Source organism: Paraburkholderia humisilvae, from assembly GCF_902859855.1.
Classification (GTDB): Bacteria; Pseudomonadota; Gammaproteobacteria; order Burkholderiales; family Burkholderiaceae; genus Paraburkholderia; species Paraburkholderia humisilvae.
This window is the reverse complement of the sequence record NZ_CADIKH010000038.1, coordinates 52,549-66,912: the sequence shown is the minus strand read 5'-3', so window position 1 is coordinate 66,912 and position 14,364 is coordinate 52,549. Positions and strand designations below refer to the sequence as shown.

The 14,364-nt window shown below is 64.3% G+C and carries 13 protein-coding genes; 10 read left to right on the top strand and 3 right to left on the bottom strand.

What is annotated here, in order from left to right:
* Positions 1-391: 391 nt before the first annotated feature.
* From queA to secF, 5 genes are all read left to right on the top strand, one after another.
* Positions 392-1,444, top strand: a complete 1,053-nt coding sequence (queA, locus tag HV796_RS29410; RefSeq protein WP_175230580.1) for a tRNA preQ1(34) S-adenosylmethionine ribosyltransferase-isomerase QueA — start codon at positions 392-394, stop codon at positions 1,442-1,444.
* A 150-nt stretch (positions 1,445-1,594) separates the two neighbouring features.
* Positions 1,595-2,791, top strand: a complete 1,197-nt coding sequence (gene tgt, locus HV796_RS29405) for a tRNA guanosine(34) transglycosylase Tgt (RefSeq protein WP_175230578.1) — start codon at positions 1,595-1,597, stop codon at positions 2,789-2,791.
* Positions 2,792-3,119: 328 nt separating this feature from the next.
* Complete coding sequence (gene yajC, locus HV796_RS29400; RefSeq protein WP_175230575.1) at positions 3,120-3,449, top strand: preprotein translocase subunit YajC; 330 nt, start codon at positions 3,120-3,122, stop codon at positions 3,447-3,449.
* Positions 3,450-3,715: 266 nt separating this feature from the next.
* Positions 3,716-5,782, top strand: a complete 2,067-nt coding sequence (gene secD / locus HV796_RS29395; RefSeq protein WP_175230571.1) for a protein translocase subunit SecD — start codon at positions 3,716-3,718, stop codon at positions 5,780-5,782.
* Between the two features lie 18 nt (positions 5,783-5,800).
* Positions 5,801-6,751 (top strand): protein translocase subunit SecF, encoded by a 951-nt coding sequence (gene secF / locus HV796_RS29390; RefSeq protein WP_175230568.1) that lies wholly within the window; start codon positions 5,801-5,803, stop codon positions 6,749-6,751.
* Positions 6,752-6,873: 122 nt separating this feature from the next.
* Here the strand turns inward: secF and HV796_RS29385 are convergent, their stop codons facing one another.
* The 3 genes from HV796_RS29385 to HV796_RS29375 are packed head-to-tail and all read right to left on the bottom strand — an operon-like array spanning position 6,874 to position 8,676.
* Complete coding sequence (locus HV796_RS29385) at positions 6,874-7,455, bottom strand: YceI family protein (RefSeq protein ID WP_175230565.1); 582 nt, start codon at positions 7,453-7,455, stop codon at positions 6,874-6,876.
* A gap of 58 nt (positions 7,456-7,513) precedes the next feature.
* The gene (locus HV796_RS29380) at positions 7,514-8,098 is read right to left on the bottom strand and encodes a YceI family protein (RefSeq protein WP_175230562.1); all 585 of its coding nucleotides are present in this window, start codon (positions 8,096-8,098) and stop codon (positions 7,514-7,516) included.
* Positions 8,099-8,106: 8 nt separating this feature from the next.
* Entirely contained in the window at positions 8,107-8,676 is a 570-nt protein-coding gene (locus HV796_RS29375; protein WP_175230559.1) for a cytochrome b, read from the bottom strand.
* A gap of 437 nt (positions 8,677-9,113) precedes the next feature.
* Between HV796_RS29375 and HV796_RS29370 the strand changes: the two genes are divergently transcribed.
* The 5 genes from HV796_RS29370 to HV796_RS29350 all read left to right on the top strand — a co-directional run bounded on the left by HV796_RS29370 (position 9,114) and on the right by HV796_RS29350 (position 14,345).
* Complete coding sequence (locus HV796_RS29370) at positions 9,114-9,800, top strand: paraquat-inducible protein A (protein ID WP_175230556.1); 687 nt, start codon at positions 9,114-9,116, stop codon at positions 9,798-9,800.
* Positions 9,801-9,807: 7 nt separating this feature from the next.
* Positions 9,808-10,512, top strand: coding sequence for a paraquat-inducible protein A (locus HV796_RS29365; RefSeq protein ID WP_175230553.1), 705 nt, complete (start codon positions 9,808-9,810; stop codon positions 10,510-10,512).
* Positions 10,505-12,145 (top strand): PqiB family protein, encoded by a 1,641-nt coding sequence (locus HV796_RS29360; protein WP_175230550.1) that lies wholly within the window; start codon positions 10,505-10,507, stop codon positions 12,143-12,145. The genes HV796_RS29365 and HV796_RS29360 overlap by 8 nt, the downstream gene beginning before the upstream one ends.
* The gene (locus HV796_RS29355) at positions 12,142-12,873 is read left to right on the top strand and encodes a PqiC family protein (RefSeq protein ID WP_175230547.1); all 732 of its coding nucleotides are present in this window, start codon (positions 12,142-12,144) and stop codon (positions 12,871-12,873) included. The genes HV796_RS29360 and HV796_RS29355 overlap by 4 nt, the downstream gene beginning before the upstream one ends.
* Before the next feature lie 200 nt (positions 12,874-13,073).
* A complete protein-coding gene (locus HV796_RS29350) occupies positions 13,074-14,345 on the top strand; it encodes a THUMP domain-containing class I SAM-dependent RNA methyltransferase (RefSeq protein ID WP_175230544.1) in 1,272 nt (423 codons plus the stop codon).
* Positions 14,346-14,364: the final 19 nt, after the last annotated feature.

Sequence of the window (14,364 nt, the reverse complement as noted above, 5' to 3'; positions counted from 1 at the left end):
GGCCTGCGGGCTCGCCTGCGCCGCCTTGCCGCGCGCGGCGCGGCGCGGCGGCGCGGCGCCCGCTTCATCGGGGTCTACAGGCGGACGGCGTTCGGACAAGGGCATGAGTCGCTTCGCAAGTACAATATCGGCTTTCCACGTATTCGCGGCCGCCCGGCACAATGGCGCGGCGTGCGGTGGCGCGGCAATGTCCCGCAATCATAGCCGCTCCGCGTGCGGCATCGGCAGTCTGAGTTCTTTCGTTGCTGGCCGTCGCGCACTGCATCGCTGGCGTTGCAAGACGACTTGCCGCCTGGGCACCGCACGTGCCTCGCGCCGTTGTGCACGCCCGTCTATACGCGCCAGCGCTATTTGCTCACTTTTGTCGCCGTTTCCGTATCCCGTCGTCCGCATGTTCACCCTCTCCGATTTCGATTTCGCGCTGCCGCCCGAACTGATCGCGCAAGTCGCGTTGCCCGAACGCAGCGCCAGCCGCCTGCTCGAGGTGGACAACGGGACTATGCCGGCCACACTAGTCGACCGCCGCTTCTCGGCGTTGCCCGACTGCATCGCGCCCGGCGACCTGCTCGTCTTCAACGACACCAAAGTGCTGAAAGCGCGCTTTCCCGGCCACAAGGCGAGCGGCGGCAAGATTGAGGTGCTGATCGAGCGGCTGACTGGCGAGCGCACCGCGCTCGCTCAGATCCGCGCGAGCAAGAGCCCGGCCGCGGGCACGCAACTGCGTCTCGCCGACGCATTCGACGTGACGGTCGGCGAACGCGTCGAACCGTTCTATACGCTGCATTTTCCGGCCGACTGCCTGACGCTGATCGAGCAGTACGGGCGTCTGCCGCTGCCGCCGTACATCGAGCACGATCCCGACGCGACCGACGAGACGCGCTACCAGACCGTCTACGCGCAAAATCCGGGCGCGGTAGCCGCACCGACCGCCGGCCTGCATTTCGACGACGCGCTCTTTGCGCGACTCGATGCGCGCGGCGTCGAGCGTGCCACGCTCACTTTGCATGTCGGCGCGGGCACATTCCAGCCGGTGCGCGTCGAGAACATCGCGGAGCACAAGATGCACAGCGAGTGGTATCAGCTGCCGCAGTCGCTGGTCGACAAGATCGCCGCGACCCGCGCACGCGGCGGCCGCGTGATCGCGGTCGGCACGACGTCGATGCGGGCGCTCGAAGCCGCCGCGCGCGACGCGCAAAGCGCCGGCCGGCCGCTCGCGGCAACCCAGGCGGAAACGGATATTTTCATCACGCCGGGCTACCGCTTCCGCGTGGTCGACCGGCTCGTGACGAACTTCCATTTGCCGAAGTCGACGCTGCTGATGCTGGTGTCGGCATTCGCCGGCATCGACACGATTCGCGCTGCGTACCAACATGCGATCGACGAGCGGTATCGTTTCTTCAGTTATGGCGACGCGATGCTGCTAACGCGCGCGAGCGACGCATGACGGACGTTCAGGTTTGACTGAAACCCGGGTTCTTTCATCGGCCGCCGGACACCCGCCGGTGGGTCGCCGCTGCGGGCTTCGCCCCAGATTTCACCCCAGACTTCACCTTAAAGCGCCGGGCTGTTCACCCGGTTGCACAGGAGCGTTTCAATGACCGACGGTCATCATCACAACCATCACACCGATCCCCTGCGCGATCACACCCCGCCTGCGGCAGGCCTCAAGTTCGACCTGCTGGCAACCGATGGTCAGGCGCGCCGCGGCCGCCTGACGCTGAATCACGGCGTCGTCGAAACGCCGATTTTCATGCCGGTCGGCACCTATGGCACGGTCAAGGCGATCCAGCCGCGCGAGCTCGAGGAAATCCGCGCGCAGATCATCCTCGGCAACACGTTTCACCTGTGGCTGCGCCCGGGCCTCGACACGATCGCCGCGCACGGCGGTCTGCACGGCTTTATGGGCTGGCAGCGCCCGATTCTCACCGACTCAGGCGGCTTTCAGGTGTTTTCGCTCGGCGACCTGCGCAAGATCACTGAAGATGGCGTGACGTTCGCGTCGCCGATCAACGGCGACAGGCTGTTCCTGTCGCCGGAAGTTTCAATGCAGATCCAGAAGGTGCTCAACTCGGACATCGTGATGCAATTCGACGAGTGCACGCCCTACGCGACCAACGGCGTGCCGACGACGCGCGACGAAGCCGCCGCGTCGATGCGCATGTCGATGCGCTGGGCAAGGCGCTCGCTCGACGAATTCGCGCGCCTGTCCAACCCGAATGCGCTGTTCGGCATCGTCCAGGGCGGCATGTTCGAAGACCTGCGCGACGAATCGCTCGCCGGCCTCGCCGACATGGATTTCCACGGTCTCGCGATTGGCGGCCTGTCGGTTGGCGAGCCGAAAGAGGACATGATGCGCGTGCTCGAACACGTCGCGCCAAGGCTGCCCGCGCACAAGCCGCGCTACTTGATGGGCGTCGGCACGCCCGAGGACCTGGTGACCGGCGTGGCGGCGGGCATCGACATGTTCGACTGCGTGATGCCGACGCGCAATGCGCGCAATGGCTGGCTCTTTACGCGCTTTGGCGATATCAAGATTCGCAACGCAACGCATAAGAATTCGCTGCGCCCGCTCGACGAGCAATGCGGCTGCTACACGTGCCGCCATTTCACGCGCGGCTATCTGCACCATCTGCATCGCGTCGGCGAAATTCTCGGCGCGCAATTGAACACGATTCACAACCTGCACTACTACCTCGAGTTGATGCAGGAAATGCGCGACGCGATCGACGCCGGCAGCTTCGACGCGTTTCGCAAGCAGTTTCACGAGAACCGCGCGCGGGGCGTTGTTTAGAAGGACGGCGCGCGAAACATTACAATTCACTTTCGCGACGGCGCGTCGGTCAGTGTGTCAAAAGGGTGCCCAGGAAGAGGTCGACAATGGATGCCCGGACCGCGTGCATGCTGCGCACAGATCCCGCTTCGCAGTGCCTTCACCGCGCCATTGCAATGTCTTTGCGGCGCGCTTGCCGCACTTTTGCAGCGCTTTCGCGGCAGTTTTGCAACGCTTTTGCAAAACCGGGCAGCCTGATCGCAATACTGATTCGGCACGCCGTCGCGTAAATGGCCGGTGGTAGAATAACCGGCTGACTTTTTTGACTGGTAAAAACGGAGAGACCAACGTGTCGTTAATTCCCAATGCCTTCGCACAAGGCGGTGCCGCGGGGGGTGCCGAATCGAGCCTGATGAGCTTCCTGCCGCTCATTTTGATGTTCGCAGTGCTCTACTTCATCATGATTCGCCCGCAAATGAAACGCCAGAAGGAACATCGCAACATGCTCGCGGCGATGGCGAAGGGCGATGAGGTCGTGACGAACGGCGGCATCGTCGGCAAGATCACCAAGGTCGGTGAGGCCTACGTGGGCGTCGAGATCTCGGAAGGAACCGAAATCACCGTGCAAAAGGCTTCGGTCACGACGATCCTCCCGAAAGGCACGATCAAGTCGCTGTAAAGCGTGTGCAACAGAGCATGCCCCGCGCAAGGTCCCGTGCCGACATGTTTCGACGAAGCGGTTCCGGTCGAATCCGGCGCGGCCTTGCAGCAACGACCTCGCGGCAACGACCTCGCAGCAGTGGTCTTGCAGCAATCTCAGGCAGCGGGATGGAAAGAATGCAGCAGGCTTCCTCCGTCCGTAGTCTCGTTCAATAGCCGGACGCCTCGCTTCTCAGGGCACGCTCTCAGACCTCGCTTCCAGCCAACCGTCCGTTGGACCATCCCATGAATCGTTACCCCCTCTGGAAATATGCCGTGATGCTGGTGGCGCTCGCCATCGGCCTCCTGTACACGCTGCCCAACTTCTTCGGCGAAGCGCCGGCTGTGCAGGTGTCGAGCGGCAAGGCAACGGTCAAGCTCGATTCGACCACGCTGTCGCAGGTCGAAGCAGCGCTGGCGGCGAGCCAGATCAAGCCGGACGCAGTCACGTTCGACAATTCGCAGTTAAACGCGAACATTCGCGTGCGCGTGCGTGACACCGATACGCAATTGCGCGTGAAGGACCTGCTGCAAAAGGCGCTGAACAGCGACCCGTCGGATCCGAGCTACGTCGTCGCGCTGAACCTGCAAAGCGCATCGCCGCGCTGGCTGACCGCGCTGCATGCACTGCCGATGTACCTCGGTCTCGACTTGCGCGGCGGCGTGCACTTCCTGCTGCAGGTCGACATGGAAGGCGCGCTGAACAAAAAGCTCGATTCGGATGCGTCCGATGCGCGCACGCTGTTGCGTGATAACCGGATTCGCGACGGCGGCGTCAATCGCGTCGGCCAGTCGGTGGTGGCGAGCTTCGCGGATCAGAACACCGCCGAAGCGGCACGCACGGAGCTGACGAAGGGCGTCAGCGAATTGCAGTGGGCGACGCAGCAGGCACAGGACGGCGGCAGCTGGCAGGTGGTCGGCACGTTCACGCCGGCCGTGAAGCAGGCCGTGCAGGAGGCCGCGCTCAAGCAGAACATCACGACGCTGCATAACCGCGTCAACGAACTGGGCGTCGCGGAACCGGTCATCCAGCAGCAGGGCAACGACCGCATCGTCGTCGAATTGCCGGGCGTGCAGGACACCGCGAAAGCGAAGGACATTATCGGCCGCACCGCGACGCTCGAAGCGCGTCTCGCGGACCCGGTCAACACGCACCCGAATCCGGGCGATCCGGTGCCGCCGGGCGACGAGCTGTTCACGCAAGGCAACCAGGTGCCGGTGCTGTTGCGCAAGCAGGTGATCTTCACCGGCGATCGCATCATTGACGCGTCGGCGGGCTTTGACGAGCATCAACGCCCGTCGGTCAATATCCGTCTGGACTCGGCCGGAGGCCGTGCGGTGCGCGCGGTGTCGCGCGACAACATCGGCAAGCCGATGGCCATCGTGCTGTTCGAAAGAGGCAAGGGCCAGGTGCTGACGGTCGCGACGATCCAGTCCGAGCTTGGCGATCGCTTCCAGATCACCGGCCAGCCGACGCCCCAGGCAGCCGCCGATCTCGCGCTGCTGCTGCGCGCCGGCTCGCTCGCCGCGCCGATGGACATCATCGAGGAACGCACGATCGGCCCGAGCCTCGGCGCGGACAACATCAAGAAGGGCTTTGACTCGGTCGTCTACGGCTTTATCGCGATCGCGGCGTTCATGATCGCGTACTACATGCTGTTCGGCCTGATCTCGATGATCGCGCTGTCGGTGAACCTGTTGCTGCTGGTCGCCATCCTGTCGATGCTGCAGGCCACGCTCACGCTGCCGGGTATCGCCGCTATCGCGCTTGCACTCGGTATGGCAATCGACGCGAACGTGCTGATCAACGAACGCATCCGCGAAGAACTGCGCAACGGCGCACCGCCGCAGCTAGCGATCCAGAATGGCTACGCGCACGCATGGGCGACCATTCTCGACTCGAACGTGACCACGCTGATCGCCGGCCTTGCACTGCTCGCGTTCGGCTCGGGTCCGGTGCGCGGCTTCGCGGTCGTGCACTGTATCGGCATTCTGACGTCGATGTTCTCCGCGGTGTTCTTCTCGCGCGGTCTCGTGAACCTCTGGTACGGCGGCAAGAAGAAGCTCAAGTCCCTTGCGGTTGGCCAGGTATGGCGGCCAGCAACGGCCGACGGCGCCGCGGCCTACCTCGGCGACGACACGGCAGGCGCAGCGGGCACGACGAGCACGGCCCGCACGGTCCCAGCCCCCGCGAAACAAAAGGCACCGGCCTCCGCGCCAGCGCGCGCCGGCAAGCCAACCGTACGGCGCCGCAATGCGCCGGGCACGCCGGCATCCGGCAACGCGCCGAAGAAACCGGGTTCATCCCGCTGATACCCGGAGAACGAGACCATGGAATTTTTCCGCATCCGTAAAGATATTCCGTTCATGCAGCGCGCGTTGATCTTCAACGCGATCTCGCTCATTACGTTTATCGCCGCCGTGTTTTTCCTTGTGCACCGCGGCCTGCACCTGTCGATCGAGTTCACCGGCGGTACGGTCATCGAAGTGCAGTATCCGCAGGCGGTGCAGCTCGAGCCGGTGCGCGGCACGCTGTCCAGGCTCGGCTACGCCGACGCGCAGGTGCAGAACTTCGGCACCTCGCGCGACGTGCTGATTCGCCTGCCGTTGAAGCAGGGCCTGACGTCCGCGCAGCAAAGCGACCAGGTCATGGCCGGGCTGAAAGCCGAGAACGCGCAGGTCCAACTGCAGCGCGTCGAATTCGTCGGGCCGCAGGTCGGCAAGGAACTCGCGACCGACGGCCTGCTCGCGCTCGCCTGCGTGGTCGCCGGCATCGTGATCTATCTGTCGTTCCGCTTCGAATGGAAGTACGCGATCGCCGGCGTGATCGCGAACCTGCACGACGTCGTGATCATTCTCGGCTTCTTCGCGTTCTTCCAATGGGAGTTCTCGCTGTCGGTGCTGGCGGCGGTGCTCGCGGTACTCGGCTACTCGGTCAACGAATCGGTGGTTATCTTCGACCGGATCCGCGAAACGTTCCGCCGCGAACGCAAGCTGACGGTGATCGAAGTGATCAACCACGCGATCACCAGCACGATGTCGCGAACCATCATCACGCACGGCTGTACGCAGATGATGGTGCTGTCGATGTTCCTGTTCGGCGGCCCGACGCTGCACTACTTCGCGCTCGCGCTGACGGTCGGTATTCTGTTCGGTATCTACTCGTCGGTGTTCGTCGCGGCGGCACTGGCGATGTGGCTGGGCGTCAAACGTGAAGACCTGCTGAAGGACAAGAAAGAACGCCACGATCCGAACGATCCGAACGCGGGCGCGCAAGTCTGATCGCGGCAGGCGCTGCAAAAAAAAAGCCGGTTCACAGTGAACCGGCCTTTTTCATTGGCAGCTTTGTCGACGGCGTGCGCCGCTCACACCCTCGTCATGCAGCGCGGTTACGCAACGCCCGCCTACTGCTTGATCCCTTCCGCCTGGATATGCAGCACGGTCGCCATGCTAAAGCCCTGCTTCTGCCCAAGATTGATGCCGTAGTCCGCGCGATCGAACTTCGCGGTCGCCTCGACGCCGCACACTTCGCGCTTGAGCATCGGGTGCTGCATGCACTTGAACGAGACCACCTGCAGGTTTAACGGTTTCGTCACACCGTGCAGCGTGAACTCGCCGATCACTTCGACCGGCTTGTCGCCGTCAAAGCGGATCTGTGTGCCCTTGTAGACGGCCGTCGGATACTTCGCAACATCGAGCATATCGTCCGAGCGCACATGTTCGTCGAGCTTCGGATTGCCGGTTTGAACGGATGACGTATCGATCGTTACGTCGACGGTTCCCGTCTTCGCCTCCCGATCGACCGTCACGCTGCCTGATGATTTCGTGAATTTACCGCGCCATACCGACAGGCCACCCATATGATCCGTCTCGAAGCTCGGAAATGTGTGGTTCGGATCAAGCTGATACGTATCAGAAGCTGCCGTTGCATCAAACGAAACGCATGCCGCCAGTGCCGCGGCGGCAACCAGAAGTGTCTTCCTCACCTTGTTCTCCTTTATGTAGACACGATGCGACCCTGCGCACCGCTACCGACTACCTGCCCTACTTTCCCGCACCTACGAGATGAAACCGGATCACGACGTCGTCCGCGACCACCGACGTGTCTTTCCACTCGCCGAGGCCAACGTCGTACTGTGAACGTTTGATGGTCAGCGACCCGTCGAATGCATGCGCAGCGCCTTGCGTGGTCACCTTCACCGGCACGACCACCGTTTGCGATTTGCCTTTGATCGTCAGCTTGCCGGTCACGTTGAACATGTCCGTGCCCGCCGGCGCGATGGCGCTCGAGACGAAGGTCGCGTTCGGGTAAGTTTTCGCGTCGAACCAGTCCTTGCCGCGCACTTCATCGTTATAGGTTTCGTCGCCAAGGTCATAACTCGTCATATCGACACTCACCTGCGCATTGCCCGCGGCCGGCTTCGCGGGGTCGAACGCGAGTTGCCCGGAAAACCGGGTGAATTTGCCTTCGACGGGCACGTTCATCTGCTTCGACGTCGCGGTGATCGTACTGTGCGCGGTGTCGATCTGCGCAAACGCGTCGCTCGTCCAAAGCGCGAGCGACGCAGCCGCCGCGAGGGTCACCATGGCCGATACCGCGAGCCTTACCCGTTGCACAGAAGCTTTCATGGTTGTCCTTATTTGATGAACGGAATCATCCTCGACAGCAGCCCGTCGCGATCCAGCCATTGGTGCTTGAGCGCCGCGGCGACATGCAGCACGACGAGCACGAGCAGCGTGTAGTTGAGCGCGATATGCACATTCTTCAGCACGACCTTGAGCACCGGGTCGGGCGCGATCAGCCGCGGTAGCGGCACCAGCCCCAGATAGACGACCGGTACATTGGCCGCGAGGCTGTACAGGTAGCCCGATACCGGAATCAACACCATCAGCACATAGAGCGCGACGTGTGTGACCTGAGCCGCGCTGCGCTGCCAGGCGGGCATGCCCGCGGGCAATGGCGGTGCGGCATGAGTGGCACGCCAAAGGATACGCAGCACGACGAGCGCGAACACCGTGACGCCGATCCATTTATGCCATGAAAAGTAGCGCAGCTTGGTCGGCGTGAAGCCGGGGATGTCGGTCATCACCCAACCGAGCGCAAAACCACAGATGATCAGCAGTGCGATCAGCCAGTGAAAAGCGATGGCCGTGCGCGTATAGCGCAGACCCGTTTGACGCTGGGCAAACGACGAGAGATGTGCCATGGCAGGCCTCCCGCGCAGGGAATCGCGATTATGAAGTTAAACGGCACGGCCGCTCCCGTTATTCCCGTCGATGCACGTCGCATCGCGTGCGGCCTGATCCATCGACGCCATGCTACTCCACCCGCTGTCCGTCAACGCAAGCCGTCGGAGTAGAGGGAACCGCGCGGTCCGAATTTTGCTATTCCGACGCGGGTGCGACGCTGACGGACCGATGCCGGGCGGTTCCGATTGCCGGCTACGCGCGGGAGCACGTCAATTACCGGGCGCGACGGGCTAGCCGACTCCGGCAATGCGCCTTTGATACTATGTCGCCAGGATTTTCCCACCCGCTGTCATCGCTAGTCTCACCGTTGGCCGTCGGACGCGCAAATGCAGCCCAGGCGCCAGCGGCACGATCGCCGAGCACGCTTCTACCTAACGTTTTGCTTCTTGCCTGCATGGAACAAGACCGCCTGATTGCATGTCACGACTGCGACGCGCTGTTTCAGAAGCCGCGGCTCGGCCGCCGGCGCCTCGCGCGTTGTCCGCGCTGCAAGGCGGTGTTGTACGGCAGCACGTCCGGGCGGCTCGACCCGATCTGCGCGATGACGATTGCCGCGCTGATCACTTTCCTGATCGCGCAAGGCTTTCCGATTCTCGAACTGAACACCAACGGCATCACATCGCAGACCAGCCTGTTCGGCGCACTCCAGGTGCTGTGGTCCGAAGACATGCAGGTCGTCGCCGTGATGGTGTTCTGCTCGACGATGCTCTTTCCTCTGATCGAACTGGTCGCGCTGCTCTACGTGCTGCTGTCGGTGCGGGCAGGCTTCGTGCCGCCCGCGTTTCATCAGGTGATGCGCGCGATTCAATTCGTGCGGCCGTGGGGCATGATCGAAGTGTTCATGCTCGGCGTGCTGGTCACCATTGTCAAAATGACCAGTCTAGCGCGCGTTATCCCGGAAGCCGCGCTGTTTGCTTTCGGCGCGCTGACACTGATGTTCGCGGTGGTCGTCACGTTCGAGCCGCGCACGCTGTGGGACGTCGCCGACACCCTGACAAAGCACAAGACACGCCAGGCGCGGCGCCGCACGCAACGCGTCGCGCAGCAGCGGGCGAGCGGCACCGCGCCGCGTCAGGGATGAGCGCCCGATGAAATACCTGACGGCCTCGCGCGCCGGTCTGATCGCGTGCCATGCATGCGGGCGCGTGCAGCGACGCGTGCGCGTCCACCCGCACGGCGCGCCGCAACGCTGCGAACGTTGCGGCGCCGCGCTGCACCGGCGCAATCCGGACAGCCTGATGCGCACGTGGGCGCTGCTGATCGCCGCCGCGGTCCTGTACATTCCGGCGAACCTGCTGCCCGTGCTGCATACCACGTCGCTGGTCGGCTCGGAGAACGACACGATCATGAGCGGCGTCGTGTACTTCTGGACATCCGGCGACTGGCCGCTTGCGATCATCGTGTTCGTCGCGAGCATTCTCGTGCCGATGATGAAGCTCACGGTGCTCGCGCTGCTGACGATCACCGCGCAGCGCCGCTCGCGCTGGCGGCCGCACGAGCGCACGACGCTATACCGGATCGTCGAGCGGATCGGCCGCTGGTCCATGCTCGATATTTTCGTCGTCACGATGACCGTCGCACTGGTGCGCTTCAAGTCGCTCGCGGAGATCACCGCGGGCCCCGGCGCGATCGCGTTCGGCTCGGTCGTCATTCTGACGATGCTCGCGTCAATGCAATTCGATCCGCGACTGATCTGGGACAACATCGAAACCGGTCCGCCACCACGCCGGCGCGAACCCGCGCTCAACACGGACAGCACCACCTCCTCTCCCCAGGACCCGCACCATGAATAGTCCACAAGACCCGACGCCCGACGCGCCGCGCCACGATCCGCCCGGACCGGACGTACCCGAGCCCGAAATCGACGCGCGCCGCCGCTGGTTGCCGTCGCTGGTATGGGTCATTCCGCTGATCGCCGCGCTGATCGGCGTCGCGCTCGTGGTTCAGTCGATCTACGAACGCGGCCCGACCATCACGATCAGCTTCAGCACCGCGGAGGGGCTCGAGCCGGGCAAGACGAAGGTGAAGTACAAGGATGTCGACATCGGCTTCGTGAAGACCATCAAGCTCGCGAATAATCATTCGCGCGTGCTGGTGTACGTGCAGCTCTCCAAGGAAGCCGAAGACTTCGCGGTGAAGGACAGCCGTTTCTGGGTCGTGCGGCCGCGCATCGGCGCGAGCGGCGTGACCGGCTTGAGTACGCTGCTGTCGGGCTCGTATATCGGCGTCGACGGCGGCCGTTCGACCGAAACGCAAACGGAATTCGTCGGTCTCGAAACGCCACCGGCGGTCACGTCGGACCTGAAGGGGCGGCAATTCACGCTGCGCGGCGAATCGCTCGGCTCGATCGACATCGGCTCGCCGGTGTTTTACCGGCGCGTGCAGGTCGGCCAGGTGACCGGCTTTTCGCTCGACAAGGACGGCACCGGCGTGACGGTGCAGGTGTTCGTCAGTGCACCGTTCGATCAGTACGTCGGCACCAACTCGCGCTGGTGGCATGCAAGCGGCGTCGACTTGCGGCTCGATTCGAGCGGCTTCAAGCTCAATACGCAGTCGCTGGCGACGGTGATCGTCGGCGGTCTCGCGTTCCAGTCGCCGCCCGGCCAGGCGGTCGGCGTGCAGGCGCCGAACAATATGACGTTCCGCCTTGCCGACGACGAGAGCGACGCGATGCACGAGCCGGACGGCGAGCCAGTGCGCGTCGTGATGAACTTCAACCAGTCGCTGCGCGGGCTGTCGGTCGGCGCACAGGTCGACTTCCGCGGCATCGTGCTCGGCCAGGTGACGAGCATCGGCGTCGAATACGATCCGAAGGCGCGCAACTTCACGATGCCGGTGACGATGAACCTGTATCCGGACCGGCTGCGCAGGCGCACGCGCGAGGCATTGCCGGCGCCCGGCTCCAAGTCGAGCAACGAGCTCCTGCAGGCGCTCGTCCAGCACGGCCTGCGCGGCCAGTTGCGCACCGGCAACCTGATCACCGGCCAGTTGTACATCGCGCTCGACATGTTCCCGAACGCGGGCAAGGCGAGCGTCGACGTGGCGCACGAGCCGCTCGAGCTGCCGACCATGCCGAACTCGCTCGACGAGCTGCAGTTGCAGATCGCGGATATCGCGAAGAAGCTCGACAAGGTGCCGTTCGACCAGATCGGCACGAATCTGAACACCGCGCTGACGAACGCCGACAAGCTGTTCTCGAAGCTCGATACCGAGCTGCTGCCACAGGCGCGCGACACGCTTGCGGCCGCCAAGCAGACCTTCGGCTCGGCGCAGGCGACGCTGCAGCAGGATTCGCCGATGCAGTCCGATATCCATCAGGCGCTGCAGGAACTGACCCGCACGCTGCAGTCGCTGAACGCGCTGGCGGACTATCTTGAGCGCCATCCCGAATCGCTTGTGCGCGGAAAATCAGGAGATAAACCATGAGGTTCGCGTGGCTCACCCGTTCGTTGTGTGCGCCGCGCGGCGCAGTGACGGCATCCGGTAAAACGGCGGCGGCTGGCGTGCTGTGCGCGCTCGCGCTGGCCGCGTGCTCGTCGCCGCCCAGCCGGTTCTATACGCTGAGCACCGGCGAGACCTCCGCGGCAGGCGCCGCCGCCGTCGCCAATCCGGCGTTTCTGATCGAAGTCTCGCCAGTCGACGTGCCGCCGCAAGTCGCGAAAAACCAGTTTGTCGTGCAAACCGGCGACACGCAGGTGCAGGTACTCGAGCAGGAACGCTGGGCATCGCTGCCGGGTGATGAAATCCGCCGCGCGCTGTCGAACTCGCTCACACGCCAACTCGGCACGATCGACGTGTTCGGCACGCCCTATCCGGATCGCGTACCGGTCTACCGCGTCAAGGTCAATGTGCAGCGTTTCGAATCGTGGCCCGGTTCGCATGCGCTGATCGACGCAGTATGGAGCGTGCGCTCGGTGCGCACGCAGGCGCTGCTGACCTGCCGCAGCGTCGCGAGCGTGCCGGTTTCCGACGGCTACGATGCGCTGGCCGCCGGCCACCAGCGTGCGGTCCAGCAGATTTCGAGCGAGATCTCCGAAGCGGTGCGCACGCTTGCCGCAAGCCCCGCGCATGGCACGGCACTCACCTGTCCGGCGGCTTCCGCGCAGGCGATGCCCGTGACACCCGCTGCGCCGACGGCAAGCGCCGGGAGTTGACGCGATAGCGCTGATGCGGCGCGGCAAGCGTAAGGCGGTCGAGGTGTTGCCGACGCACGCTGCCGCGCAGCGCCATCCATCGCGGTTGGTGTGGAACGGCTGGAGCGCCGGGAGTCGCACGCGCGACCGCGTACAATGGCGGCTTATTTAAAGCCCGACGCGCGTCGCTAAACGCGTCCCATGCCCTGCGGCCCCGCCCCATGTCTTTCGACTTTTTCGTCCCCTGCCCCCGCGGTCTCGAAGCCGCGCTTGCCGCCGAACTCACTGAAATTGCCGCACGGCACCTCGACAGTGCGCCATTTACGGCGGGCGAGCAGGTCCCCGGTGGCGTGCACTTTCGCGGCGGCTGGGCAGCTGGCATGGCAGCCAACCTGCATTCGCGCGTCGCAAGCCGCGTGCTGCTGAAAATCGCGCAGCGGCCGTACCGCACCGAACAGGATGTCTATGCACTGGCGCTCGAGCAGCGCTGGGAGCAGTGGTTTTCGGCCAATGAAACGCTGCGTGTCGATGTCACCGCGATCAAATCGCCGCTGCGCAGCCTCGAGTTCGCCACGCTGCGCGTGAAAGACGCGATCTGCGATCGTCTGCGGGAAGTGAGCGGCGCGCGCCCGAGCATCGACACCGGCGCTCCCGACGTGCGCGTGTTCGCGTTCCTGACCGCGACCGACTGCACGCTGTATCTCGACACGTCCGGCGAACCGCTGTTCAAGCGCGGCTGGCGGCTCGACAAAGGGGCGGCGCCGCTGCGCGAGAATCTCGCCGCCGGCATTCTGCGGCTCACCGGCTGGACGCCCGGCACGCCGCTGTACGACCCGATGTGCGGCAGCGGCACCTTTCTCGCCGAAGCGGCACAGGTCGCGCTCAACGTTGCGCCGGGCGTCGAGCGGCGCTTCGGTTTCGAGAAGCTGAAGCAATATGACGTCACCGCGTGGCAGGCGTTGAAGGTCGCGGCGCAGGACGCGAAGCGGGCCGCCCGCGCCAGTCGCAACGCCGACCTGCAGATCTTCGGCAGCGACATTTCCGGCGATATGCTCGACAAGGCGCGCGCGAACTTCGAACGCGCCGGATTTTCCGGACTGCCGCTCAAACAGGTCGACGCGCGCGGCATGACGCCGCCCAGCGACACGCCGGGCATTCTCGTCGCCAATCCGCCGTACGGCGAACGGATCGAAGTGCGCGGCCGCGGCCCACGCGGCGAGCTTCGCGCGACCGGCCGCGACGAGCGCGACGAAGGCTTTCGACGCACGCATGCCGACACACCCGACAGCGAATTCTTCCAGTCCCTTGGCGACGCGCTAAAGCAGCGCTTCACCGGCTGGCATGCGTTTATTCTGACGTCCGACCGCAAGCTACCGGGCCAGTTGCGTCTGCGGGAATCGGCGAAGACACCGCTCTACAACGGCGCACTCGAATGCCGGCTGTTCCGCTTCGATCTGGTCGCCGGCAGCGTGAAACAGAAGCCGGCGTCCTGACACGATGCGTCGACGCGAA